The organism is Anaerolinea thermolimosa, assembly GCF_001050195.2.
GTDB lineage: Bacteria > Chloroflexota > Anaerolineae > Anaerolineales > Anaerolineaceae > Anaerolinea > Anaerolinea thermolimosa.
The window spans coordinates 11,729-35,639 of sequence record NZ_DF967965.1 but is presented as its reverse complement, the minus strand read 5'-3'; the positions used below and the strand labels follow the sequence as shown (position 1 = coordinate 35,639).

The window sequence follows — 23,911 nt, the reverse complement described above, 5'->3', positions numbered from 1 at the left end:
GGCGGAGCGGATTGCCCGGCGCAAGATTCGGCGCGGCTACCGCCTCTTCGGGCAGGTCGTGAGGTGAGGATCGCTTTTCGGGAGCGCGGGAAAAACCTTGCGGGCGCGAAAAAATAGCGCGGAAAAAGTGGGGGGGTTGCACAAGAATATTACGCATAACGCCGGGTAGAATATTACGCATAAGTTTTAAGATAACCTTCATGGGCAGAACAAGAGACATTCGGATCGAGTTGTGGCAACGGGTGGAAACCGCCGTGAAAATCCTTGCAGAGGGGGTTTGTCTGCGAGCAGAACTGCAATACCACATGGGGATTTACGGCGGAGCAATCCAGCGATTGCTGGACGCGCTGATTGAGCAAGGCCTGATCGAGCAACGCTTTTTCGGGAGCGGGCAGACAAAATACGCCATCCTGCACCTGACAGAATACGGAGCAACCCTTGCTGCCAGGCTGGGCTGTTCCGTCCGTCCGTCCGAGTGGGACATTCTCGCCCAACACCACAATGCCGAAGAATACACCAATCACGCCTTTGCCATTCTGCTGTTTGCCTACCATGCCCGCAGGCGGGGCTGGAAGGTAACCCTGTGCCCGGAGGTGGACAATCCGCTGGTTGAGCCGGATATGCTGGTGGAGAAAGACAGGGAGCACTGGTACGTGGAGGTTGAGGTTCTGAGAAATCCCCGCAAACGCAAAGACGGGGCGGATAACACCTGGGTGCGCAAGTGGCGCAACCAGTGGGAGTTTCAGAAGCGGGTGGCGGTGTGCACCCTGACGCCCAAAAGATGGGCGGGGATCGTGGCTTACCTGCGGCCACGCTTGCCCGGCATGGCCACCGACCTTGCCACCCTTGCCAGACACCCGGAAAGCGATCTGTGGGTGGAACGGTGGTAATCAGGCGGGGGTGGAAGAGCGACCCTCTTCCTTCCCCGCCTGGGGATCAGCCCGATCCTAGTCTCCGGGCGGCACGTTAACATCGTGGGCATGGCTTTCTCTCTCCCGGTGCGCTTACCCGTAGCGCGCCGGTGTGGGTGGTGGCTGGCTGCCTTCTCTGTCCGCTCATCCGTAAGGGTGGGCGGTCAGAGGGCAGTCAGCCCTAAAACTCAAAAAAAAAGGAGAGAAAGCCATGAAAAAGATGATTCTGTTTGCGCTGATCGGAGCAGGGCTGTACCTGTCGGGCGTGGATTTCGAGAAAATCCTGCACCTGAACGGGGATACCGTGCTTATCGGGATCGCTGGAGCACTGGCTCTGGCCTTCCTCGGCTGGGGGGTCTGGACAGTGATCTATACCGTTGTCCGCTACCCGGTAGATCGGCGGCTGGAGCAGGTCACCCGCCGATGAATGTGCCGAAACCCCACCCGCCACCAGCCTCTCGCGGGTGGGGTTTGCGTGTACAGGGACAATTTCAATGATGTCCTGTGTCAGGATCTCCTGTGTCAGTATCAGGCATTAGAAGCATTTTCAATGTTGTTCATGTTCTGGGCTAAATCGTTCTGTCTGCCCCCTTCGACATTGATGTTGTTTTCATATGCTATGAGCATTAGGATCAAAACATACCAATAGAGATCCGATTTGTTTGGGGCGCTCGTCATATAGGCGGCTAGTAACTTTATGAACACCACAGGCATAACTTTCGAGCAGTATTGATCCACCACTTGCACCGCTTTTCAAGTAGTTTTATCTAGACCGACCATTGGCGTGAAGGTCACCTCTCCCAAATCTGGCCGTTCTGCGATAATCCTACCTCCATCCAGAACTTTTAGGCCCTTTCCCCATCCATACCGGTCGCCGTGCTTGTCCCAAAGGATAGTGAGTGACTGCCTGTGATAGGGCACATGATCCAGACAGAAGTAATCCCACGTTTCCGGTGCCAATGGATGGACCTCAATGATCTCATCCTGTCGTGGACGAAGTCCGACCAGACCGGTAATGATAAGATCACAAAAGGTTGAATGGTTGTAATCTTTGCCGCGCTCACGTCCACCTTTCTCTTCAGACCAGGTACCATTTTCCCAGGTTTTGAGCCGGGTCCGCGAAATCCAATCTCCTGTGTATGGATTCAGGTTCTCGTCGATCCATGGAACCACCTGACCATCCTCGCGTTCGCGACGGTGACTTGCCGCATAAATCTTGAGCAGGTTGAGATAGTCCCTTTGGGTTATCACATTCTGTGGATATTGGTTCAGTAGATTTCCCAAAGCGGTCAGCGTCAAGGAAGTAGCCATAGGCCAACTGGGTCCATTCCATTGGCATTCGTGGCCTTCATAGGAAAGAATGAATTTTGGGTGACGCTGTTCTGCAAAAGTCAGCCCAAATGGGGCATAAAAGCCTTGCGGATCCAACAAGTGAGTCCAAGCCTGCTCTTTCCCAGGGTCCGCCAGCAGGAAATACCAAGGAGTGTAGCCGTTTAACTCTCGAACCTTGGCAAAGGTCCGACCATCTGCACTTAGCGTGAGGAAAAACTGCATTTGCGGATTCCAAAGTTTCTCCAGCACCACATCTCGAATTCTACTGGCAATATTGCTGAAATAGTTTACGATGGCTGAGTTTCCAGCCAGTTCCGCGAGCCGTCTGATCGCAGTTGCCTCGCCGAACATGGCGCTGTTGGTCAATGGTCGGAAGCCGTGGCCGGAAATCGACATTTCGGTTCCTTCTCGGTCGTCTAATTGATAAAACAACCCGTTTTCGTGTTGACCAATATGGTATTGGGTTCCGCAGTATTGGGTGGTCCAGCCGCGTTGCCAAGCTAAAAAATTCGTTACAAGATCGCCCAACAGATCCACTCCCAACCGGAAATCACCTGTGACGCATGCTCTCGCCCAGATTGCATCCCCCAACCAAGTAGTGTAACTTCGCAGTGCCCCACCCTTGCGGAACCAGAACCGAGTATAATCATCTAAATAAACCGGTGTTCGAAGCCACCGACCTTCATAAATATGCATAGCCGCTGATAGGTTGATGGTATTGTGTTTTCCCGCCCATGGGACATTCGGTAAAAATTCCGAAACAACAAAGCCATCCATTGTGTGTTTAATATGTTTTCGATAGGTCCACCAGCGGAAGTAATATATTCGTTCCAGATCCTCGTCAGGGCATTCAAACCATGGGATATTTTTACTTAGAAAATCCCATGCACAGCTATTTGGGAAATGTTGAGCATATAGTTCTTCGTCCAGCGTGTTAAAGCGATCGATGTAATGCTTGAAATGCTTAGATTCCAGCACCCAAGGGTGATCTTCTTGCATTGATGCTCCTTTCAATTATTTTATTGTTCCGGAAATCCCAAATCCTCACCTTCATGTGTGGCTAGGCCGATCTGTTCTAGTGTGCCATTTCGGCCGTTATACCACAGCCGCCACATAGCGCCATCAAAGAGGGCAAAGGGTTTATAGCACGCTTCTCCATCCCATTCTCCCACGGATGGGGCGATGATCGGATTTTGTGGGTGACGTTCCCACCCGGTGATTCCATCCCGCGAGCGGGCAATCCCAATCTGAGCGGTATCTTCATCGAAATAGCCGATATAAAACATCAAAAACCAATCGTTTTTTTGGTAGATCTGGCAGGCAGCAACTTTATGTTGTTCCCATTGATGACTGGGATCAGCAGTAAAGATTGGATTGGCCGGATACTTATCCCAATGTAAACCATCTCGGCTGGTTGCATACCCGATCGCGTTGGGTTCATATTGCTCTCCTCCCGAATACCACATTTTAAACAACCGCTCTTTATCATCCCATATCACGTGTGGGCTCATTAGAGCTACTTTTTCCCAAGGCTCCTCCGCAGATAGGACCGGCTTCAAACTGGCCCGCTGCCAGTTGAGACCATCTATACTGGTTGCATAAAATAGCCATGAACGTCCATCCACAGCCCGGGGCAGTTTTCCGGGAAGTTGGCCGGTGTACCACATATGATAAACGCCCTCGCATAATACCACTGCTGGCCTATTCAAATCCTGCTCCCAGCCTTCGGATGTTTCACGAGGGCTGAGCACAATCACAGGCGCATCCCAATGAATGCCATCTGTACTTTCAGTGTAGGCTAAAGATTTCTTCGGCCTCCAAGAGAACCACATCCGGTAACGACCATCCTGTTCCATCATGGAAATATCGAAGCAAGTTCCCAGGTCACCACCCATCACCGGGTTGCCGGAATACTTGATCCAACCAGCGCTGGTAGGCTTAACGTTTTTCAAATAGGTTTCGCGATCCATGGTCATCCTTTCACTGCGCCGATCACGACGCTTTTTAAAAATGTGTCCTGGAAAATTAAGAAAATAACAATGATTGGCAGGGTACTCAACACGGCTCCTGCCATGATCAATCCCCATTCGGGAACAAATCCAATCTGGGTGTCGACAAGTTGAGGAAGAACTACCACAATCGGCTGGAACTCCTTTTTTGTTGCTACCATCATTGGCCAAAGGTAGTTATTCCACATACCCATGAAGTGCATAATGGCAAAAGCACCCAGGGCTGGTGCCGAAGCCGGTAGCATAATATTCCAGAAGGTCGTGAAATGCCCAGCCCCATCCACCCAAGCAGCTTCGATCATCTCATTTGGTATTGATAGCATATACTGGCGGATGAAAAACAAGCCAAATACCGAGATTGCGCCTGGTAATATTTGTACCCGTAAGGTATTCAACCAGCCGATTTTGGCAAACATGATATATTGTCCTGGGATCAGGATTTCGCTGGGGATCATCATGGTACCCAGAAGAAGAGCAAACAGCAGATCGCGGCCTTTGAATTGGTACTTCGAAAAGGCGTAAGCTCCCAGTGAGCATAGAAACACCGCAATGAATGAGCTGGTTACAGAGATAACTACAGAATTGAGAAAGTTTTGCATCAGACCGGAGTGAAAATTAGCGATGTTATTGTAGTTATACAATGTCCAATCTCGGGGAAACCCTGCCGGATTGTTGAAGATTTCCGAACGGATTTTGAATGAATTGATCACCATCATCACGACCGGATAAAGAGAAGCTATCGTGGCGAATGAAAGGATCAGGTATCCTGTGAATTTTACGATAAAGCGATCCAATAACAGCGAGCGTCTGGCAATTGAAGGAGGTATCGCAGTCATAATCATTATTCCTTATTAATGTTGCGAAAGATCCGAAACTGGAGCCAGGAAATTAGTGCGGTAACTAGGAAGAGAAGCCAGCCTACCGCCGCTGCCTGTCCAAAACGGGCTGCTCCCATGGAGCTAAACAGCACATTTACGACTGGTGCAACTTCATAAGGCGCCAACCCCCCACGCTGGGCCATTAATACATTTGGTTCAGTAAACAGGCGCAGGCTCCCGATCGCATCCACCACAAAAGCGAAAAGCAGGGTGCTGGTCATCAAGGGGAGGATCACATAGATCAGTCGTTTCCACGAATTGGCGCCATCCACAATGGAGGCTTCAATGATTTCTGGATTGATTGATGTTAGCCCAGCCAGATACACGATAAACCAATAACCCACTCCACGCCAGATTAGTAGAATCACAACTGCCCAACGAGTGTAATTCACATCCTGCAGCCAGGGGATTTTCGTTCCAAGGATCGTGTTTAACACCCCATATTCCAGCCCAAAGAAACTCGAGAAAATCAAGGCTGATGCGACTGAGGTAACTAGTTGCGGCAGGTAAAGCATTGGTTTGAAGAAACGCTTGAATTGTATGTACCGATTCGAAACAATCAATGCCAGTCCAAAGGCAAAAACCATCATTGGAATATCGTGTGCGATCCAATAAAATATAGTATTACGGAGGCCGATCCAAAATAAACGGTACTGAAGGGTGGCGAAGTAGTTATACACACCCACCCAAGTCATGGAACCGTAGCCGGCGTATCGGAAGAAGCTGACCACCAACGCATAGATTGCCGGTCCCAAAAATAGAACGAGAAATGCCAGAATGAATGGAGATACGAACAAAATTGCGGCAATTTGATCACTCTTCCAACGAGCTCTGGTATTACTGGAGCGATCATTTTTGGGAACTCTTTTGGCGGAGATTGCCATTGACATCCTCAATAACCTCCTTAATTGAACGGCCGGACCTGGGTCGACCAAGCCCAGCCGTTTGTGCTGATCAATAAGAGAAGTTAACCTGTTGTTCCTTCAAAAGGAGATCAGTTAGGTCGCCTGACAACCCGTGAACTATTTATTTAGCCCAATTTATAAGGATCAACGATCTGGGTCTTCATCTCATCTTCAGCAGATCTTAATGCTTCAAGCAGAGTCATTTTGTCTTCCACGTATTCATTGCAGTATTGGCCCAAAATGTTTATCTCGTTGTTAAAAGCCATGTCGTACTGGAAAATTTTGACATGGTCCTGTGCCTGGAAGAGCACATCCAAGTAATCCAGCCCGAAGTAATTCACCGGAGCGAGTTTCCATTGCTCCTCGGTCGTGCCTTCCGGTCTTTCGTTCTTCGCTGCTTCCGCCTTGACGATTTCCTGAGCGCTTTTGATCATGGGCAGGAAACCGATCAATTTGTATAGCGTCAACGCGCCTTCCTTCGTGAGGTGAAAATTCTTCAGATATTCGAAGGCTGCCCCTGGATTCTTAGAGTATTTGGTGATAGCCCAGATCGAACCACCCGCCTCACTTCCTTCACGGCTGAACTCGGGCCACAGCGCTGCACCCCATAATCCGGCATGTACGGTATCGAATTGGGGCAGGAATTCAGCCATCCAGGAAGCACCAGATGGACCAATGATGCTAGCGATTTTACTGTCTGTCATGGCAGGTGACCAGTCTGAACTCCAATCGCCTACTGGAGAGGCTATATCGGCTTTGTAAATTTTCTTGACAATGTCAAACATCTGGGCAAAACGCTCATCTGTGGTCACATTCCAAGTGCCGCCACGCTCAGCAAATTTCAAATCGTCATAATAAGAGAGCAACATACTTAACCAACCACCGCTCGATTTTGGTGCGAGGTTGAATAAAAAGGCGTCTGGATAGGCCCCTTTGAGCGCTTTCCCTGCATTTATTAGGTCGTCTAGAGTTTTTACTTGGTCCGGGACAATGCCGGCTTTTTCAAACATATCTTTGCGATACCACCATACCTTGGATTTGACCTGCATGGGCACACCATAGAAATGCCCATTATAACTAGCAACTTTCTTGGCTGCCGGAATCAAATCATCTGTATAGGGGGTGAGGTAATCGTCGATCGGAAGCATCAAGCCACGCTCGGCAAATTCAGGGATATCGGTGGCGTTTGATTCATAGAAATCAGGAATATTTTCGCCACCTGCTGCCATCGCGGTTCGCAACATAGTGAACATGTCTGATGAACCGCTACCACCAGTGACCGCCTCCGGAACGATCTTCTTGGCTGCATCCGGCCAAGTTCCATTCCATGCATCGATCCATTTCTGGAAGCGTTCAACGCCACCCCAACTCATGAAGGTGATCTTCACAGGTCCAGTCACTTCGGACCTCGCTGTAGGAGCTTCTTGTGATGCCGTAGTCGCTTGTGGCGCGCAAGCAACCATGGCAGCGGCGCCAGTAACAAGGACAGTATTCCTAAGAAAACTACGCCGAGAAGGGTCGACCAAGCCCAGCCGTTTGTGCTGATCAATAAGAGAAGTTAACCTGTTGTTCCTTCAAAAGGAGATCAGTTAGGTCGCCTGACAACCCGTGAACTATTTATTTAGCCCAATTTATAAGGATCAACGATCTGGGTCTTCATCTCATCTTCAGCAGATCTTAATGCTTCAAGCAGAGTCATTTTGTCTTCCACGTATTCATTGCAGTATTGGCCCAAAATGTTTATCTCGTTGTTAAAAGCCATGTCGTACTGGAAAATTTTGACATGGTCCTGTGCCTGGAAGAGCACATCCAAGTAATCCAGCCCGAAGTAATTCACCGGAGCGAGTTTCCATTGCTCCTCGGTCGTGCCTTCCGGTCTTTCGTTCTTCGCTGCTTCCGCCTTGACGATTTCCTGAGCGCTTTTGATCATGGGCAGGAAACCGATCAATTTGTATAGCGTCAACGCGCCTTCCTTCGTGAGGTGAAAATTCTTCAGATATTCGAAGGCTGCCCCTGGATTCTTAGAGTATTTGGTGATAGCCCAGATCGAACCACCCGCCTCACTTCCTTCACGGCTGAACTCGGGCCACAGCGCTGCACCCCATAATCCGGCATGTACGGTATCGAATTGGGGCAGGAATTCAGCCATCCAGGAAGCACCAGATGGACCAATGATGCTAGCGATTTTACTGTCTGTCATGGCAGGTGACCAGTCTGAACTCCAATCGCCTACTGGAGAGGCTATATCGGCTTTGTAAATTTTCTTGACAATGTCAAACATCTGGGCAAAACGCTCATCTGTGGTCACATTCCAAGTGCCGCCACGCTCAGCAAATTTCAAATCGTCATAATAAGAGAGCAACATACTTAACCAACCACCGCTCGATTTTGGTGCGAGGTTGAATAAAAAGGCGTCTGGATAGGCCCCTTTGAGCGCTTTCCCTGCATTTATTAGGTCGTCTAGAGTTTTTACTTGGTCCGGGACAATGCCGGCTTTTTCAAACATATCTTTGCGATACCACCATACCTTGGATTTGACCTGCATGGGCACACCATAGAAATGCCCATTATAACTAGCAACTTTCTTGGCTGCCGGAATCAAATCATCTGTATAGGGGGTGAGGTAATCGTCGATCGGAAGCATCAAGCCACGCTCGGCAAATTCAGGGATATCGGTGGCGTTTGATTCATAGAAATCAGGAATATTTTCGCCACCTGCTGCCATCGCGGTTCGCAACATAGTGAACATGTCTGATGAACCGCTACCACCAGTGACCGCCTCCGGAACGATCTTCTTGGCTGCATCCGGCCAAGTTCCATTCCATGCATCGATCCATTTCTGGAAGCGTTCAACGCCACCCCAACTCATGAAGGTGATCTTCACAGGTCCAGTCACTTCGGACCTCGCTGTAGGAGCTTCTTGTGATGCCGTAGTCGCTTGTGGCGCGCAAGCAACCATGGCAGCGGCGCCAGTAACAAGGACAGTATTCCTAAGAAAACTACGCCGAGAAATTTGACTTGCGGGCATGTTAATCCTCCTATTCAATTATCTGACACAATTTTTTACACTGGGATAGAATTACTATAGCAATTGCGAATCTGGAATGGGGATAATTTTGACCATTCACGGGCTATAAACAGGACAAATTCAGGACATGCAACCACCGGACGATTTTGTTAAATCGATTGCTCATGCTTTAAACCATTTATATGATCCAGATGCCCTTCGCCAACATCCATTGAAAGAATATTTTGGTCTGCCCCAGCAGTCTTTCAATCCAAGCTTGTTACGGGAGCGGTTAATCCTTGAAATTGAAAAACTGAAACCAGAACCTTCTGTGCCAATAGACAGCCGGGTATGGCGGGTATACAAAGTCCTGCAACTTAGGTATATCCAGCAAGTCGATCAAGAACAAACTGCTCATCAACTTGGCGTTGGCGTCAGGCACCTGCGCAGGGAGCAACAAGTCGCCATTCGAACCTTGGCAGACTCAATTTACCAAAACGTTTCAAGAACTGTCAAACTGGGACAACTGGTTCCTGAGTCACTGGATAGAGTAATCGAAGGTGAACTCTCTTGGCTCAAAGAACCGGATCAGGCAATTCCTATTGATGTAGTACTGCTTCTTAGCCAAGCTTTTGATCTGGTGAAACCCTTGGCAACGGCGCGTAGTGTAGACTTGTCACTTCAACCGCTACCCGAACTCCCATCCGCCTTGTTTGTTCCAGCAGCCCTGCGGCAGGCGTTAATCAGCATGATTAGCTATGCAATAAGAAGAATCTCTACAGGAAGGGTAGTAATCAAAGCCGAACAGCAAAAGAAAAATGATTCCATTCTTGTATCGGTTTCATCCACCGGCATCCTGACAGGTGAAACTGAAGATACCAAAGCCATCCTGCATGCCATCCACTTGCTTCTGGGTGAGCAATCTAAATCTCTCCACTTGAGTGACAGTCCCAGCGGTTGTGTGATCAGTATATCCATCCCGACGCATCCGTTTACTCGAGTTCTGATGGTTGATGATAATTCAGACGTCGCAGATTTATTCAAACGGTATACCTTTGGCTCGCCTTATAGGATTGAACATATTGCCAAACCTGACATGTTATTTAAAGCTGTGGAAGAAGTCAATCCAGACATCATCATTCTGGACATAATGATCCCCGGTGTTGATGGGTGGGAATTGCTTGGCAGACTAAGGCAACATCCACTCACCAGTCAGATTCCCGTGGTTGTCTGTTCGGTTCTACCTGAAAGAGAACTGGCGCTGGCTTTAGGTGCAATCGAATTTCTGGCTAAACCAACCAGCCGCCACCAATTACTGAGTGCACTTGGTAAAGTCTCATGAAGGGTTGCTCAAGACATCACTCACCTCTACCGAAATCTGGTAGAGTTCGTGAAATGAGAAACCCTTTCTGTGTGTAATCTTAATCGTTGGTACCGAGCTAGGCAATCTTTCTTCTGGATCGTCGGCCGTCAGAATTATCACTGGGATATCCTTGATCGCCGGCGAACTTTGTTTCTCGCGCAGTACAGTATAACCATCCATACCAGGCATGATCAGATCTAGAATTACTAGATCCACATTACGAGTGGTCATACAATGCAAGGCCTCTAATCCATTATCAGCCTGAAGAATACGATATCGATGAGGTTTGGCCGAAAGTAAGCGGGAAAATAACTGTAGCGTCTCAGGGTCGTCATCCACCAATAGAATAGAATTGATTGGACGTTCGACCGAACGAATGGTTTCAAGCAATTGTTGATAATGCACTGGCTTAACCAGATAATTATTCACACCCAACGATTCGCCGGGTATTCTTTTTGGGCTAAGGCACTCAATTACGGGCGCTAAAGAATTGCTCTGGCTTATCGTCTGAGACCAAGTGCTCATTTGTTGATCCGTATCACACCTGATTAATACGGCAGAAACGGGGTTCTCATCAATTACCTGCCTAGCTTCATCAGGATCGGAAACCCAAACTACATCAATATCTTTCTCATACTGCCGCGCATATCCAGCCAGATATTCGTCTTTTTCCAATATCAAGATTCGTGGTAAGATACGCTGCCGGATTGAGGTAGTCGGATGACGAATCTGATCATATTCTGAACTGAGCCAGCGGTTAAATCCACTTTCGGGTTTTACTGGTGTAATGATGGGAATGGAAAACCAGAAACTGCTTCCGACACCAATCTCGCTCTCTACCCCCATCCGCCCGCCATGAAGCTCAATAAAGTTTTTACTGATATTTAAGCCCAATCCGCTGCCGTTTTGTTTCCGACGGGTACTGCCATCCAATTGCCGGAATGGTTGAAACAGTTTTGGAATATCGACTTCCGCGATACCAGGGCCAGTATCCGAAACGATGACCTTAATATTGCCATCCTTCGCTTCGGCGCTGACTGTAATACCTCCAACTTCTGTGAAGCGAGCGGCATTACTCAGAAGGTTCAACAACACTTGGCGGATGCGCGTCCGGTCACAATAAACTTGGGGAAGATCGTCTTGAATCTCAATCTTCAGGTATAAATCTCGCGACTCGAGCAGCGGCTGGACCGCCAAGAGCGCTTCGCGAAGAAGTTCGGGCAATTCCAGCCACTCTTTGTTCAAAATCATCTTGTGGGCTTCAATCTGGCTGATATCCAATACATCGTTGATCAATCCAGTCAAATGCTGGCTGTTGCGCTGGATTGCGGCGATGTCGGCCATAAGTTTGGGCGGGAGTCTCTTTTCATATGCTGCCGGCACATTCATGATCATTTCACAATAGCCGAGCACCATGTTAAGAGGTGTGCGCAATTCATGACTTACGTTCGCCACAAATTCCGCCTTCACTCTTTCTGCCTCCGAGGCTTGTTGTCGTGCAGTGTTTAATAGTTGGTTTAGACGCAACATTTGGGCATTAGCTTCCGCGAGATCATGCAGTGCCTGTCCTAGTTCACCTTGTCGATCTCGCGCCACTTCTAATTCAACACGGCTATCGTGATAATTTTTAACGAGCCAATAAAAAACCTGCTGATAAGATCGAAAAATAATCGCAACGATAGTAAGCATAGGGACGAACAGGAATACTGCAAACCACAGATCCTCACTATCCAGGTTCCCCCAGCCTTTGATCACAAAAATGCTGATGCCAATAATGATTCCCAATGTAAGACCCATCCCGCTCATCCAACCCAGGGTTAGAATTCCCGCCAGAGCTGGAAGGGTGAAAAAAATCATTATTGGAAGAGCAGGCTGCCAAAAGATTGACAGACCTATGGAAACGATCCAGCTTACCAGCATCAACCAGATACTTGCTATGACGCTCTTTCCCCTGATCCATATACCCAGCAGAGCCAAGCACATCAAGAATAATCCGATCACTGAACCGCACCACGCGCTTTGATAAATTTCATCCCCAAACAAGATCAGCACAATTCCAAATCCCACCGTGCCAAGTAACAGGGGCGTAGCAGAGTCCTCGCGAAGTTGTTCCACAATCGAATCGTTTTTTGATGTGGGAATAGAAGGTATGAATTGCTTCAAATGGTTCACAAAAATTATTATAAAACCAAAAAAAATAAAATGGTTTACGATTGGGAAGAAGAATATTGTCACCTGAACAGTTGGCGAAAATGTAAAAAATAGCCCGGCCTGGTTCTCCCAGATCCTGGAATGCGGTGAATAAACCGGATAAGGACGTAAAGCCTCGCATGGTCCTGGAACACATGCGCCACCGTCCAATCGCTCGCTCGGTGACATTATTCGTGGTTAGAACCCCTTGTTCTTGCAAGATGAGGGCATACTGTTGCCAATTTTCACTCATTTTCAAGACCCATAGGCGGTGTCTGGCTATGGCATCACCCTCCGGGGTGCGTGGGCTGGAGGGTAGGACAATCCGTTTCTAAAGCAAATGCAACCAATAGGGTCCGTTGTCGGGCAAGTTGCGGATGATCTGACGGACTTCATCCATCGTGTCCTGCTAGGCTTCGCCTAACGCCGTTTCGCATTCTTTGGGCCCCAACTGGATACCTTTTTCACATTCTTACCTCCCGGAAGACTGAGGACATACTTCCTTGAAGTTCCCGGAAGACAAAGGTAGAGGAGGGGTGCATATCAGGGAAGTGTGACTGTGAAGCTTTCTCCCTCAAATACTCTGGTTGTCAGGATTGTTCGCCCTTCTATCAATACGCTTGCTTCCACAACCTGCCTTGACCGCTCAACCACTAGGTCGAATTCCCGCCCAAAAGCCCGCAAAGACCGGAGTGCCATGGCATTCCACTTCAATGGTAGGTGTGGAGTGCATTGAAATGTAGACAATCCAGTAGGGGTGATCCCAAAAATCCCTTCAATGACAACTCGACAGTACAAGGCGCTCTCAGCTGAGAGATGGCGTTGATTGCCTTCAGGATATGCCTCTACCGGGTAGGGTACGTGGTCGCCAAGTAAACGACGACGAGAATAGGCACGAAAATACTCCAATGCTTTTTCAATCTCACCTGCAAAGAATACTCCTCGAAAACCGTATAGGGTCGAACGATCCCAAAAAGTATCGTTTCCCTCTTCGGTTCGCAATCCGTCAGGGGACCAAAGTTTAGATGAAAAGAGGGCGTCAATCGTACCTTTTTTTCGTTCTTGAATACCCATCACCAAGGGCAAGCATATCCACGAACGCAGGCGTTGAAGACCTTCGTGATATCGATATGTGGCATAGCCCTGTACAAAGGCTCCGAAGACGCGTTCAATAGCTTCTTCTAGGGCTTTAGCGCGGAGTTGATATTCTCGGGATGTTTTTTCTTTCCCAAGCTCATGAGCCAAATGGGCTGCGGACTGCAATCCTCCAAATGTTAATGTTGACGTTGCCAGGTTGGTTTTTCCGTGCGAGAATCGGCCTTCCAACTCATCACTATCGGAAGCTATTACTCCATTGGGAGTGGTTTTTCGGCGGCAATACTCCAAGCACCACTCAATCGCAGGCCAGAGCTCCTCAGCGATTTTCCGGTCTCCGAGCGCTAGGGCAAAGCGTGCGGCTCCGTAAGCGTACATAGCTGCGTCTCCGCGATCGCCTGCTCCTTCCCATATATCCATCCCTTCAGCTATTATAGAAGAAGGAATAGGATCGTAGTTTGGTCCCATGAAGGGCATATACAATCGATAACTGTTGAGAGCAGCCTCGTTGGCAGAAGAATCTCCAAGGTATGGGAAAAACGGACTGGCGTACTCGCATTGATCATTACACCAGACTGCAGCGTAGTAAGCATCACCGCCGGGACAGTGCATAAGGCCACTGAGGGTTTCAAAGATACTCTCAGCGGCACGCAGTTTTGCAAAATCAAAGGCTCGTGAGAGTAGAGGCTCGGGACATTCGAATTGCAAGGGCTCAATCAATCGATTTACTAATGCCCGGCGATCATTTTCTTCTTCAACAATGGATATAGGTGGAAGTGTTTCGTGTAATCGTTTACCAGTAAAGAAAATGCCAAAGCTAAAACTTTCTCCTGGCAGGAGCTTTAAATTCGTAGGAGCGTCACAAGTAACCTCAAGAAGGTATATTCCTTTGGTACCACGGGCAATGTCTTGTCGATATACTGGGTCTATTTTAACCTGGAGAGTTTGTTGATTAAGATTGGTCAAAATCCAACGTTCTAGTGCTACCGGTAAGTGAGGACTGGGAAAGATCACACGTTGTACTTGTAAACCTTCAGAGGTTTTTGAGGTAATGGTTAAAAGCCCGTCAAGACGAATATGCCGGGGAATCTCAGGCGAGAGTGGTTTTCCATTGATAGAGATTCTAGGCATAGTTTCGGTCATTTCATAGCGTATTCGAAGGCTGGCATGGGTATTATTGGGGATTGTGCGCAATTGAGGCCAGATAATTCGCCGTTGAATGATGAGATGCCCGCTGGCATCTACGCCGTACCGGACAATCAGTGAAACGCGTTTGCCGCTCATTTCGATCTCATCAGTATGTGGGAGGTTATCTGTGTGGATTTCCCAGGCGATTCCGAAACCTGGCTCCAATTTCCATCGATCGGTATGAGAAAGGGAAGTGCTCATGGTCAATTTATCCTTTGATCCCCGTAGTAGCTATTCCGCCGATGAGTTCTTTTTGGGCAGCAAAGCACACGATCAGACAGGGGAGAGCTACGAGGAGAGTCGCGGCCATTAACGGACCCCATTCGATTCGGCTGCCAAAACTGTAACGGAAAAGTGAAAGCCCCAAGGCAACCGTAAATTTAGATTGGGTATTCAAGTAAATCAAAGGCTCAAGGAAGCTATTCCAGGAAGCCAAAAACTCTAAAACTGCAATTGTATAGAGTGCTGGTTTCGTCAATGGGAGCAGGATGTACCAGAAAACTTGAAAAAAATTACAACCATCCATAATTGCGGCTTCATCCAATTCGCGCGGTAGGCTGAGGTAGTACTGACGCAGAAGGAAGATATAAAATGCTCCACCGAAGAGATAAGGTAGAAAGACGGCAGCCAATGTATCAAGGATTCCAAGCGTACGCATAATCATGAATCGCGGAATCATATAGGCCTGAAAAGGGATCATCATCGTACCCAGTAATACCATAAAGAGCTGGTTGCGCCCAGCAAAACGCAAGCGGGCAAAACCATATGCTGCGAGGCTTGAAAAGAAGAGTTGTGAGGTAAGAGAAACTGCGGTGACGGTGAAGCTATTATAGAAAAATACCTCAAAATGGGTTTTCTCAAAAATGTATCTAAAGTTCTCAAAAGTAATAGGGGAGGGGATGAATTGTGGCGGGAATGCCATAATTTTTTCCGGGGTCTTGAAGGCTGAAGAAAGTAACCAGACAAAAGGAATAAGTGTGAAAAGCATCCCAACCCCTAAAAGGAAGTAAGTTAAAAGGTTTGCAATGCGGCTCTGGGCACGTCGTCCCATATGTACCCTTCTGGGTAAAGATGGCCTGACAATGGTTGCGTTATTCATTTCTTCACCTCTGACTCATAGAAGACCCACAGGCTTGAGGAGCGGAAAATGAGTGCTGTCATGATAATGATTAAGACAAAGAGCAGCCAAACAAGGGCTGAGGCATATCCCATATTCAGGTAGCGGAAGCCAGTCTGATAAAAATATAGCAGGTAAAAATAAGTCGCCCGCAAAGGACCGCCGCTGGTCATGACATAAGCGGCATCGAATACCTGAAATGCCCCAATTACCGAACTCACAAGGAGGAAAAACAACGTAGGTGAAAGCATGGGAATAGTAACAAAACGGAATTTATCCCAGCCATTTGCTCCATCCAATTCGGCAGCCTCGTAGAGATGAGGCGCAATGTTCTGTAGCCCAGCCACAAGGATGACCATGGGGCTGCCAATGTTCCAACAGCTCATTAGCACTAAAGACCATAGAGCCCATTTTGGATCTGCAATCCATCCTGGTCCATTAATTCCCAAAAGTTTAAGAAAATAGTTGACAATACCATAATCCGCATTTAGCATCCACATCCATAACAAAGCTACTGGCACTCCTCCAACTACCGAGGGGATAAAATAAATCGTTCGCATCAGATTGGTTCCCTTGATGGGCCTTACCAGTAAAAGGGCTACAATCAGGGCGAGAATCAGTCGTGCAGGGACGCTGGTGATAGTGAATTTAACAGTTACCCAGAGTGATTGCCAGACTAAAGGATCGGAGAGCATCTTTTGGTAATTCATAAGGCCGATAAATTTGGGCTGGTCGACCAATCCCCAGTCAGTCAAACTGTAATATAGCGAAGCCATCATTGGCCCGGCGGTGAAAACCAAGAAACCTACAAACCAAGGCAGAATTGTTAGATAACCACTGATGGTTTCACGTTGTCTCAATGTCAATCTAAAAACGGGTGATCTAGTTGGGGGCGTCATTTTTGCCCTCCTTTTAAAGAGACTCATTAATTATCAGGAGCATGCTGACAAATCCTGGCACTATACGTACAAGCTAACGTATAGTGCCAGGATTGTTTTACCAGGGAAATCTTGGAGAACAACTATAAATAAACGAAGCCAATTTTTCAGTTTCTCCAGAATTACGAGATTTTTGGTGCATTGGCCAGAATGTCATCCACAATGGGTGCAACCTTCTTCATGGCCTCTTCAGGGGTGGCCTGTCCTAGCCAAACGGCCTGGAGAGCGTTATAGAACTCGGAATCTGCTTTATCCCAGGCGGTTGTACGCATGAAACAGGGCTGTACTGTAGCATAAGGAATAGCTTCAATCCATACTTTCTCAATGGGGTCGGTTTCCCAGCCCAGTTCCTTAACGGCGGAAGGTACGGCAGGGACTGCCCATCCTGCCTGGCCAAACAACTTGTTCCCAACAGGGCCACCAATAAATTTGGCAAACTGCCAGGCTTCATCCTTATACTTGGTTGCCGGATTAACACAGAAGGCCGAAGTATGCAGGACAGTAACGCGTTTCTTAGTGTTGGGATTAATAGGATGCAAGACCAAACCGAAATCCAGATTCTCGGCTTTCATCAGGTCGGTTTGTGGCCAGCGTCCATTGTCCATCATGGCGAGTTTGCCATTAATAAACATCTGGGTAGCCCCGCCAAGGGTTGTTCCGGTGTCATCAGTGGGGGCTACACCCAGTTTGGTTACAAGTTCTGATGCCCACTTAATGACTTCAATAGTTTCAGGACTATCACAAAAACCGCTGGCTCTAGTACCATCCGGACTGATCCAGTCACCGCCGTTTGACCAGATATATCCCTGTAGGTGATAAGTTCCTGGGGACATGAACATCCCGTATACTTTATCGGCACCTTCCCCTTTGGTAAGTTTTTGTGCTATTTCGGTAAATTCATCCAGAGTCCAATCGGATGTGGGTTCAGGAAGCCCCGCCTCAGCGAAAAGCTTTTTATTATAGAAAATCGCCCGTGGAGTAAAGGCATTGGGTGTGCCCACAAGGATATTACCGATTTTGGCGTAAGCAAGTACCTCAGGATAATATTGGTTTAGATCTAGGCCTTTATCTCCGGGTAAAGTTGCATACTCGGTCAGGTCGAGAATGCCTTTTCGGGCGATCAGTCCGGGATAATTCCACCACATGAATATATCAGGAGCATTCCCGCCAGCCAGTCCAGTCAGGATTTTATCATCGTAAGAGTCGGGAGTGAATTCCACCTTAACTTCGATGTTTGGGGCTGTCTTATTGAATTCGTTGGTAATGCTGTTATATACATCTTGCCCTGAAGAACTATCCCATGAAGCAAACCGGAGAACAATTTTTCCGGATTCAGCGCCAGACGGAGACTCGGTAGCCTGGGAGGCCGGTACATCGGTGGCCTGAGAGGTGGGAGCAGAAGAAGAGGGTGAGCATGCAACCAGGGTTGCTCCGGCAAGCGTCAGACCTGCTCCCTTTATAAAAGATCGTCGGGTAATACGTTTCATTTCAACTCCTCCAAAGAACAAGTGAATCTGAGAAAGACTTGATAAGTACATTATAAAAATTGGAGATACCCTTTAGGGAAAAAGATGGCAAAGAAATGGTCTGAAAGCGGACAGAAAACGGCCAGAGAGGTCTCTTTTTTCAAGATATAATTGGGGGTAACTTTCAGGTATTCCGATGGAATTTGAGCAATTCTTATTGCAATTAAGAGGGGTACTCAACCATCTTTATGACCCAGACTACTTGCGGCGCAGTCCACTGGCCGCTTGGTTTGGAGTCTCTGAGCGATACGATACTCCTCTTGCTATACAACGAATCCTCATGAATGCTATAGAAGATATGAGACCTGACCCTCAGGGAGTTACATCACCGATAGAGCAACAGAATTATGATGTCTTACTTTATCGATATATTCAACAGTCCAGTCAGAGAGAAGTTGCTCATCAACTTGGAGTGAGTGACAGACAACTTCGACGCATCCAGGCTGTTGCGCTTGAGATGCTGGCTACAAGGCTTTGGAAGCATTGCCCTAATGCGGCTAGTGCCAACCCGGAATCTCACTATCAGAAATTCTCTGGTCAGGAGAAAGCTCTGGATGATTTTGCTTGGCTTAAAGATGCGCCTGTTGCTTCACCAGCAGATCCAATTGAGATTGTGCGGAATGTGGTGGACTTGCTTCAACCGCTTGCCAGCCGTCATCATGTGACACTGGGATACCGGGCGTTGGAGGGGCTGCCTCACTTAGCGGTACAACCCGTGGCTTTGCGTCAGGTTCTTCTTAGCCTACTTGGGGACCTAATTCGTGTGGCCAGCGGTTGTGAACTGGTGATTTCCTTGAGCCGGTCTGGAGCCGAAGTTATCATCAACATCGGGAATCTGAGAACTGATGTACCCTGTTTAGTAAATTTAGAAAGCCAAGGGATTCGAGACGCACACCAGATTACGGCTTTTATGAAAGGGCGTCTTCTTGTTGTACCTTCCAATTCGACAGGTGTGATCCAACTCTTCCTTCCAGCTGTGGAACAAATTAAAGTGCTGGTGGTTGATGATAACCGGGATATCGTGGAGCTAATGAGGCGCTTTACTGAAGGAACGAGATTTACAATCCGAGGGGTCCATCGCGCCGAGGCGGTTCTGGAGGCTGTGGTACATGAAGCTCCTCAAATCATTTTATTGGACGTCATGATTCCAGAAGTAGATGGTTGGGAACTATTGGGTAAATTGAGGCGTAATCCTCAAACTGCGCACATCCCAGTGATCATTTGTACTATTCTGGCTCAAAAAGAACTTGCGATGGCCTTGGGAGCAGAAGACTTCATCCAGAAACCAGTGCATCGGGAGGTTCTTCTTCAAGCGTTGGAGCGGGTGGAGGAGAAATTGGCGAAAGCACTTCAGTAACTGCCAGGATGCTCCTAACCAAGTCTAAAGGAGAAATCCCCCCTTGGCGCATGATCTGAATAGATTCCGCGATCATCCCTGAACCTAAGGGATCTTGAGAAGAGATGACTACAATAGGGATATCTCGAATGTGCTTATCTTTCTTTCTCTCATTGAGGAGATCATAGTTATTAGTATATTGCATGCGTAAGTCCAGCAGCACCAAGCTGGGGTGGCGCTGACGCATCAGGAGTAACCCCTGTGTTCCGCTGGTAGCTCGCAAAACCTGATAATTTTCTCCTGCCGATTCAAGAATTCGCACAAAAAGTTGTAGTTCCTCGGTGTTATCGTTGATAACTAAAATCTTTTTCCCATGACCGATAGCTTTTTTTACAGTTTCCAGCACCTGTTGTCGGGTCACTGGTTTGATGAGATAACTATGTATACCCATCTGCTGAGAGACTTCACTGGCATCTGGTATGGAACAGTAAATCAAAGGGGTATCAAACGGGAGGGTAACTTCCTGGAGATTTATGTCTTGCCCAGAAGATCGGTTGACAATTAATCCCTGGGAAGGTGATCGTCGTAATTCTCCGACCGCTTCTTGAACGGTATTTGTTCCATGGATTTCCACTTTAGTGACATGATGATGGAAAATACGTTGTAAAGAGTTTCCTGTTTCCAGTACCACATAACGAGGACATACGATTGGTAAAGGTGCTTTGAAAGGGCGCTCGCGTTTTTCGTGTACTACATATTCATTCACCCAGCGTAGCGCACCACGGGCTGCTGAGCGGGTTTGGGGGGAAATTTCCAGAGGGAGTGAGAAATAGAATGTTGATCCCTGACCAGGCTGGCTGTCTACCCACATTTGTCCGCTATGCATTTCTATGAATTTCCGACTGATGCTTAAACCAAGGCCACTCCCGCCTTCACGGCGGTTGAGACGGGTATCCAGTTGCTGGAAAGGTTGAAAGAGCCGTTCGCGATCTTCAGGGGCAATACCAGGGCCAGTATCTCTTACGGCAACAATGACTTTTTCTGATTCTACCCACCAGCGCACGTGAACTCCTCCATTTTCTGTAAAGCGTCCAGCGTTGCTGAGAAGGTTCAGCATCACTTCTCGAATGCGGGTACCATCGCAATAAACTTCCACTTTTTCTGGCCCGGGCTCTACGTTTAGATAAAGACCTCGAGATGCGAAAAAAGCTTCAACCGATTGAATGGCTTCATGAATTAATACATCAAGAAAGTTCCAGCTTTTCGTAAGAGTCATGCGACCGGCTTCAATCTGGCTCAAATCCAGAACATCGTTGATCAGCCCTACCAACTGTTGACTATTTCGGTGAATGGCAGCGATATCAGCCATGAGTTTGGCGGGCAAGCGAGTTTGGTACATTCCCGGTGCCTGGATGATTGTCTCGGCAAACCCAATGATCATGTTCAAAGGGGTGCGTAATTCGTGGCTCACATTAGCAACGAATTCCTCCTTGACTCGGCGGGCTTCTTCGGCGACCAGAGTCATAACCTTCAGCCGTTCACTCAACCGTGCCAGTTCGTTATTAGCCTGAATCAGGTCATCCTGTATATGAAGCAATTCCATTTGACGGTTGCGGGCCAGTTCCATTTTTTGGTTGGCATCCTGATAACTGAAAACAGCCCATTGAGTCACTGTTAGAAGCGACGAAACGACTAGCACCCCCGCAACACAACTGATCAATCCGCTGATGATGGTTACCAACATTAACCAGAAATTTAAGCCTAAGCTGGGTGTTGTATGGGCCAGGGCGAGCATAGCTAGTGCAATGATCCCTTCGGCGATAACACCTGCAGGCCAGCCGATCATCAAGGCAGCTAATAGTGGTAACATAGCGAAAGTGTAGACAAGTTCAACTTGGCGAAGGGTTAGGGTATATAGCATAAGGCCAACAAAAAACCCAATCAAGATAACCACGCGAGCAACGAGCATATGTTGGTCAAGAATTCGTAAAGCCAGTATGGCCGTTATAGCAATGATCAGGCTCGCGGGGAGGAACCGAATTGGAAACCCTCCTTCCCATATAAGTCCACTGCAAACTTGCCATAGATAAACTGCCGCGCAGATAAGATAAATCAGACGTCGGGTGGTAGTTTGAAGTAAATCAACGGCCGAATCCAGAAAAACTGGATCTGCTCTGGAATTTAAAATCTGGTAGTAGAACATGAGGTATTTCCTTAGAGATAATTAAGAGTTCCTCGGTGACATCAATCGAAGGCGTAGATTGTGGCTCCAGATGAAGGATGTTAATTGGGTGTTCAAGGGTATAAAAGGAAATCTTGGTTGTACCTGCAAGTTGTATTGATATCTAAAAAGATTGACATCCCGCGTTCTTTGCTGAGATAACTGGTTTCAGTTTACCAAATCTGAAGCATTCCGGCAAATCAACTTAAACGGAAGAATTAGTCGGCAGATATAAAGGCTACAGAGTAGTTTATCGAAAGAACTATATCAAACTTAGCAAACACTGAGAGTATGCGAAAAGCCCGTGATTACCATTCTAATGGGGCCAGTTGGCGGGAATTGAGAAAGTGATCAACCTTAATAAGCGAACTGAGAACCGATAACGACAAACCCGATGAAATCACTAAGATGCAAGCAATCAGCATTCCACCGTTTATGGGTGGTTGAATCTCTGGCAATAGGACTACGCTGATGGGTTAGCTAATAAACGCAAAGAGGACGACTGGCCAAAGCCAATGAGGCATACAGCCAAGTATTAGAGCGTGTCTTGGAGCAGAAACTGAAAGAATTGAGGTTTGAGTTTATATTTGGACGGTTGATCACTTACGCTTACATTTAGAAAATAGACCGGCATTGTCTTGTGTGAGCCACGACTGCGCGTTGATTAAAAACATAGCTACCCTCGTTTTGTTCTTGAAAGAACTGCTGGTGATACAGTGCCCAACCGGACAAGTAGCCTGGTGATGGATAATGTCTCGTAGTATAAAAGTGCAGTTGCTTACGCCGTTCAGTTTATTATTTGAGCATCGGATAATGGTGATCAAAGTGCAAAATTACTGTTCCAATCTCAATCCCATCGAACGATTCTGGCGTTATCTCAAAGATCAAGCTTTTACCAACCACCTTAAGAATGATATTTTGTGTGTATTGAAACAAGCAGAAAAACCATGGTATTTATCCTAAGAACGGTGGCCTTAAAAAGGGAAAAGGGGGCCAGCAGAAAACTCCCCTAGGCAACATCTTTGGTCAAAGCCACCCTGACTTTGGCGATCATCAAGCCATGCCCGGCTAGGTTTTATACTGAATTAGAATGTTTGACCTCTTCAGAGGGGGTCTTTGTATGTCGCACAATATAATCGTACAATAGCCATTGTACGACAAAAAACACCCGAAAAACCCGCCAAAAGCCCGGTTTTGAGGGCTGAAAACGGGTGTAAACCGTGTCGCACAATGTTTTTTGAGGAAAGGAAAACCGGCGATGAACCCTGTAAATGACTTCCTTGCCACCCTTACCAGCCCACGCACGGTGACACGCTACCAAGCGGTACTGGACGAATTCACTGCGTGGTACGCCCAAACGATCGGACAACCGCCTGACTGGACTCTGCTCACCCCTGTTGAAGTCAAGGACTACCTGGCTTACCTGCAAACGGGCCTTAAAAAGGGAAAAGGGGGCCAGCAGAAAACTCCCCTAGGCAACATCTTTGGTCAAAGCCACCCTGACTTTGGCGATCATCAAGCCATGCCCGGCTAGGTTTTATACTGAATTAGAATGTTTGACCTCTTCAGAGGGGGTCTTTGTATGTCGCACAATATAATCGTACAATAGCCATTGTACGACAAAAAACACCCGAAAAACCCGCCAAAAGCCCGGTTTTGAGGGCTGAAAACGGGTGTAAACCGTGTCGCACAATGTTTTTTGAGGAAAGGAAAACCGGCGATGAACCCTGTAAATGACTTCCTTGCCACCCTTACCAGCCCACGCACGGTGACACGCTACCAAGCGGTACTGGACGAATTCACTGCGTGGTACGCCCAAACGATCGGACAACCGCCTGACTGGACTCTGCTCACCCCTGTTGAAGTCAAGGACTACCTGGCTTACCTGCAAACGG

Annotated in this window: 17 protein-coding genes; 5 read left to right on the top strand and 12 right to left on the bottom strand. The window is 47.7% G+C overall.

Annotation, left to right across the window (positions count from 1 at the left end; genetic code table 11):
* Positions 1–200: 200 nt before the first annotated feature.
* Positions 201–890, top strand: coding sequence for a hypothetical protein (locus ATHL_RS00135; protein ID WP_062188707.1), 690 nt, complete (start codon positions 201–203; stop codon positions 888–890).
* 232 nt (positions 891–1,122) lie between these two features.
* Positions 1,123–1,338, top strand: a complete 216-nt coding sequence (locus ATHL_RS00130) for a hypothetical protein (protein WP_062188706.1) — start codon at positions 1,123–1,125, stop codon at positions 1,336–1,338.
* Between the two features lie 326 nt (positions 1,339–1,664).
* On the opposite strand, the gene ATHL_RS00120 is transcribed toward ATHL_RS00130, so the two are convergent.
* The 6 genes from ATHL_RS00120 to ATHL_RS00095 form a co-directional block, all read right to left on the bottom strand.
* A complete protein-coding gene (locus ATHL_RS00120; RefSeq protein ID WP_062188704.1) occupies positions 1,665–3,242 on the bottom strand; it encodes an MGH1-like glycoside hydrolase domain-containing protein in 1,578 nt (525 codons plus the stop codon).
* A gap of 20 nt (positions 3,243–3,262) precedes the next feature.
* Positions 3,263–4,213, bottom strand: coding sequence for a family 43 glycosylhydrolase (locus ATHL_RS00115; protein WP_236822302.1), 951 nt, complete (start codon positions 4,211–4,213; stop codon positions 3,263–3,265).
* A gap of 2 nt (positions 4,214–4,215) precedes the next feature.
* On the bottom strand, positions 4,216–5,088 hold the full coding sequence (locus tag ATHL_RS00110; protein ID WP_162787518.1) for a carbohydrate ABC transporter permease: 873 nt from the start codon (positions 5,086–5,088) through the stop codon (positions 4,216–4,218).
* Between the two features lie 5 nt (positions 5,089–5,093).
* On the bottom strand, positions 5,094–6,020 hold the full coding sequence (locus ATHL_RS00105) for a carbohydrate ABC transporter permease (RefSeq protein WP_062188703.1): 927 nt from the start codon (positions 6,018–6,020) through the stop codon (positions 5,094–5,096).
* Positions 6,021–6,160: 140 nt separating this feature from the next.
* Positions 6,161–7,435 carry an ABC transporter substrate-binding protein gene (locus tag ATHL_RS00100; protein ID WP_162787517.1) on the bottom strand — a complete coding sequence of 425 codons (1,275 nt, stop codon included), beginning with the start codon at positions 7,433–7,435 and terminating at the stop codon, positions 6,161–6,163.
* Positions 7,436–7,656: 221 nt separating this feature from the next.
* Positions 7,657–9,063 carry an ABC transporter substrate-binding protein gene (locus ATHL_RS00095; RefSeq protein WP_062188701.1) on the bottom strand — a complete coding sequence of 469 codons (1,407 nt, stop codon included), beginning with the start codon at positions 9,061–9,063 and terminating at the stop codon, positions 7,657–7,659.
* A 127-nt stretch (positions 9,064–9,190) separates the two neighbouring features.
* Here ATHL_RS00095 and ATHL_RS00090 point away from each other — a divergent pair, with 127 nt between their 5' ends.
* Complete coding sequence (locus ATHL_RS00090; RefSeq protein WP_062188700.1) at positions 9,191–10,384, top strand: response regulator; 1,194 nt, start codon at positions 9,191–9,193, stop codon at positions 10,382–10,384.
* Here ATHL_RS00090 and ATHL_RS00085 read toward each other — a convergent pair.
* The 5 genes from ATHL_RS00085 to ATHL_RS00065 all read right to left on the bottom strand — a co-directional run bounded on the left by ATHL_RS00085 (position 10,379) and on the right by ATHL_RS00065 (position 18,420).
* A complete protein-coding gene (locus ATHL_RS00085; protein WP_162787516.1) occupies positions 10,379–12,577 on the bottom strand; it encodes an ATP-binding response regulator in 2,199 nt (732 codons plus the stop codon). The two genes, ATHL_RS00090 and ATHL_RS00085, sit on opposite strands and share 6 nt — an antisense overlap.
* Before the next feature lie 561 nt (positions 12,578–13,138).
* On the bottom strand, positions 13,139–15,079 hold the full coding sequence (locus tag ATHL_RS00080; RefSeq protein WP_062188698.1) for a glucosidase family protein: 1,941 nt from the start codon (positions 15,077–15,079) through the stop codon (positions 13,139–13,141).
* Between the two features lie 7 nt (positions 15,080–15,086).
* Positions 15,087–15,929, bottom strand: coding sequence for a carbohydrate ABC transporter permease (locus ATHL_RS00075; RefSeq protein ID WP_062188697.1), 843 nt, complete (start codon positions 15,927–15,929; stop codon positions 15,087–15,089).
* A 44-nt stretch (positions 15,930–15,973) separates the two neighbouring features.
* Positions 15,974–16,894, bottom strand: coding sequence for a carbohydrate ABC transporter permease (locus ATHL_RS00070; protein WP_114679447.1), 921 nt, complete (start codon positions 16,892–16,894; stop codon positions 15,974–15,976).
* A gap of 161 nt (positions 16,895–17,055) precedes the next feature.
* Complete coding sequence (locus tag ATHL_RS00065; RefSeq protein ID WP_062188695.1) at positions 17,056–18,420, bottom strand: extracellular solute-binding protein; 1,365 nt, start codon at positions 18,418–18,420, stop codon at positions 17,056–17,058.
* 175 nt (positions 18,421–18,595) lie between these two features.
* Between ATHL_RS00065 and ATHL_RS00060 the strand changes: the two genes are divergently transcribed.
* Complete coding sequence (locus tag ATHL_RS00060) at positions 18,596–19,816, top strand: response regulator (RefSeq protein ID WP_084001037.1); 1,221 nt, start codon at positions 18,596–18,598, stop codon at positions 19,814–19,816.
* On the opposite strand, the gene ATHL_RS00055 is transcribed toward ATHL_RS00060, so the two are convergent.
* Positions 19,734–21,998 (bottom strand): ATP-binding response regulator, encoded by a 2,265-nt coding sequence (locus tag ATHL_RS00055; protein ID WP_062188694.1) that lies wholly within the window; start codon positions 21,996–21,998, stop codon positions 19,734–19,736. The genes ATHL_RS00060 and ATHL_RS00055 overlap by 83 nt on opposite strands.
* 1,276 nt (positions 21,999–23,274) lie before the next feature.
* Here ATHL_RS00055 and ATHL_RS00050 point away from each other — a divergent pair.
* On the top strand, positions 23,275–23,550 hold the full coding sequence (locus tag ATHL_RS00050; protein WP_062188693.1) for a hypothetical protein: 276 nt from the start codon (positions 23,275–23,277) through the stop codon (positions 23,548–23,550).
* Positions 23,551–23,911: the final 361 nt, after the last annotated feature.

Excerpts from the sequence above, each read along its gene's own strand:
- ATHL_RS00095 (WP_062188701.1), bottom strand. The coding sequence starts at position 9,063 with ATGCCCGCAAGTCAAATTTCTCGGCGTAGTTTTCTTAGGAATACTGTC.
- ATHL_RS00055 (WP_062188694.1), bottom strand. The coding sequence starts at position 21,998 with ATGTTCTACTACCAGATTTTAAATTCCAGAGCAGATCCAGTTTTTCTG.
- ATHL_RS00070 (WP_114679447.1), bottom strand. The coding sequence starts at position 16,894 with ATGACGCCCCCAACTAGATCACCCGTTTTTAGATTGACATTGAGACAA.
- ATHL_RS00080 (WP_062188698.1), bottom strand. The coding sequence starts at position 15,079 with ATGAGCACTTCCCTTTCTCATACCGATCGATGGAAATTGGAGCCAGGT.
- ATHL_RS00115 (WP_236822302.1), bottom strand. The coding sequence starts at position 4,213 with ATGGATCGCGAAACCTATTTGAAAAACGTTAAGCCTACCAGCGCTGGT.
- ATHL_RS00050 (WP_062188693.1), top strand. The coding sequence starts at position 23,275 with ATGAACCCTGTAAATGACTTCCTTGCCACCCTTACCAGCCCACGCACG.
- ATHL_RS00090 (WP_062188700.1), top strand. The coding sequence starts at position 9,191 with ATGCAACCACCGGACGATTTTGTTAAATCGATTGCTCATGCTTTAAAC.
- ATHL_RS00065 (WP_062188695.1), bottom strand. The coding sequence starts at position 18,420 with ATGAAACGTATTACCCGACGATCTTTTATAAAGGGAGCAGGTCTGACG.
- ATHL_RS00135 (WP_062188707.1), top strand. The coding sequence starts at position 201 with ATGGGCAGAACAAGAGACATTCGGATCGAGTTGTGGCAACGGGTGGAA.
- ATHL_RS00060 (WP_084001037.1), top strand. The coding sequence starts at position 18,596 with ATGGAATTTGAGCAATTCTTATTGCAATTAAGAGGGGTACTCAACCAT.
- ATHL_RS00105 (WP_062188703.1), bottom strand. The coding sequence starts at position 6,020 with ATGTCAATGGCAATCTCCGCCAAAAGAGTTCCCAAAAATGATCGCTCC.
- ATHL_RS00075 (WP_062188697.1), bottom strand. The coding sequence starts at position 15,929 with ATGGGACGACGTGCCCAGAGCCGCATTGCAAACCTTTTAACTTACTTC.
- ATHL_RS00130 (WP_062188706.1), top strand. The coding sequence starts at position 1,123 with ATGAAAAAGATGATTCTGTTTGCGCTGATCGGAGCAGGGCTGTACCTG.
- ATHL_RS00110 (WP_162787518.1), bottom strand. The coding sequence starts at position 5,088 with ATGACTGCGATACCTCCTTCAATTGCCAGACGCTCGCTGTTATTGGAT.
- ATHL_RS00120 (WP_062188704.1), bottom strand. The coding sequence starts at position 3,242 with ATGCAAGAAGATCACCCTTGGGTGCTGGAATCTAAGCATTTCAAGCAT.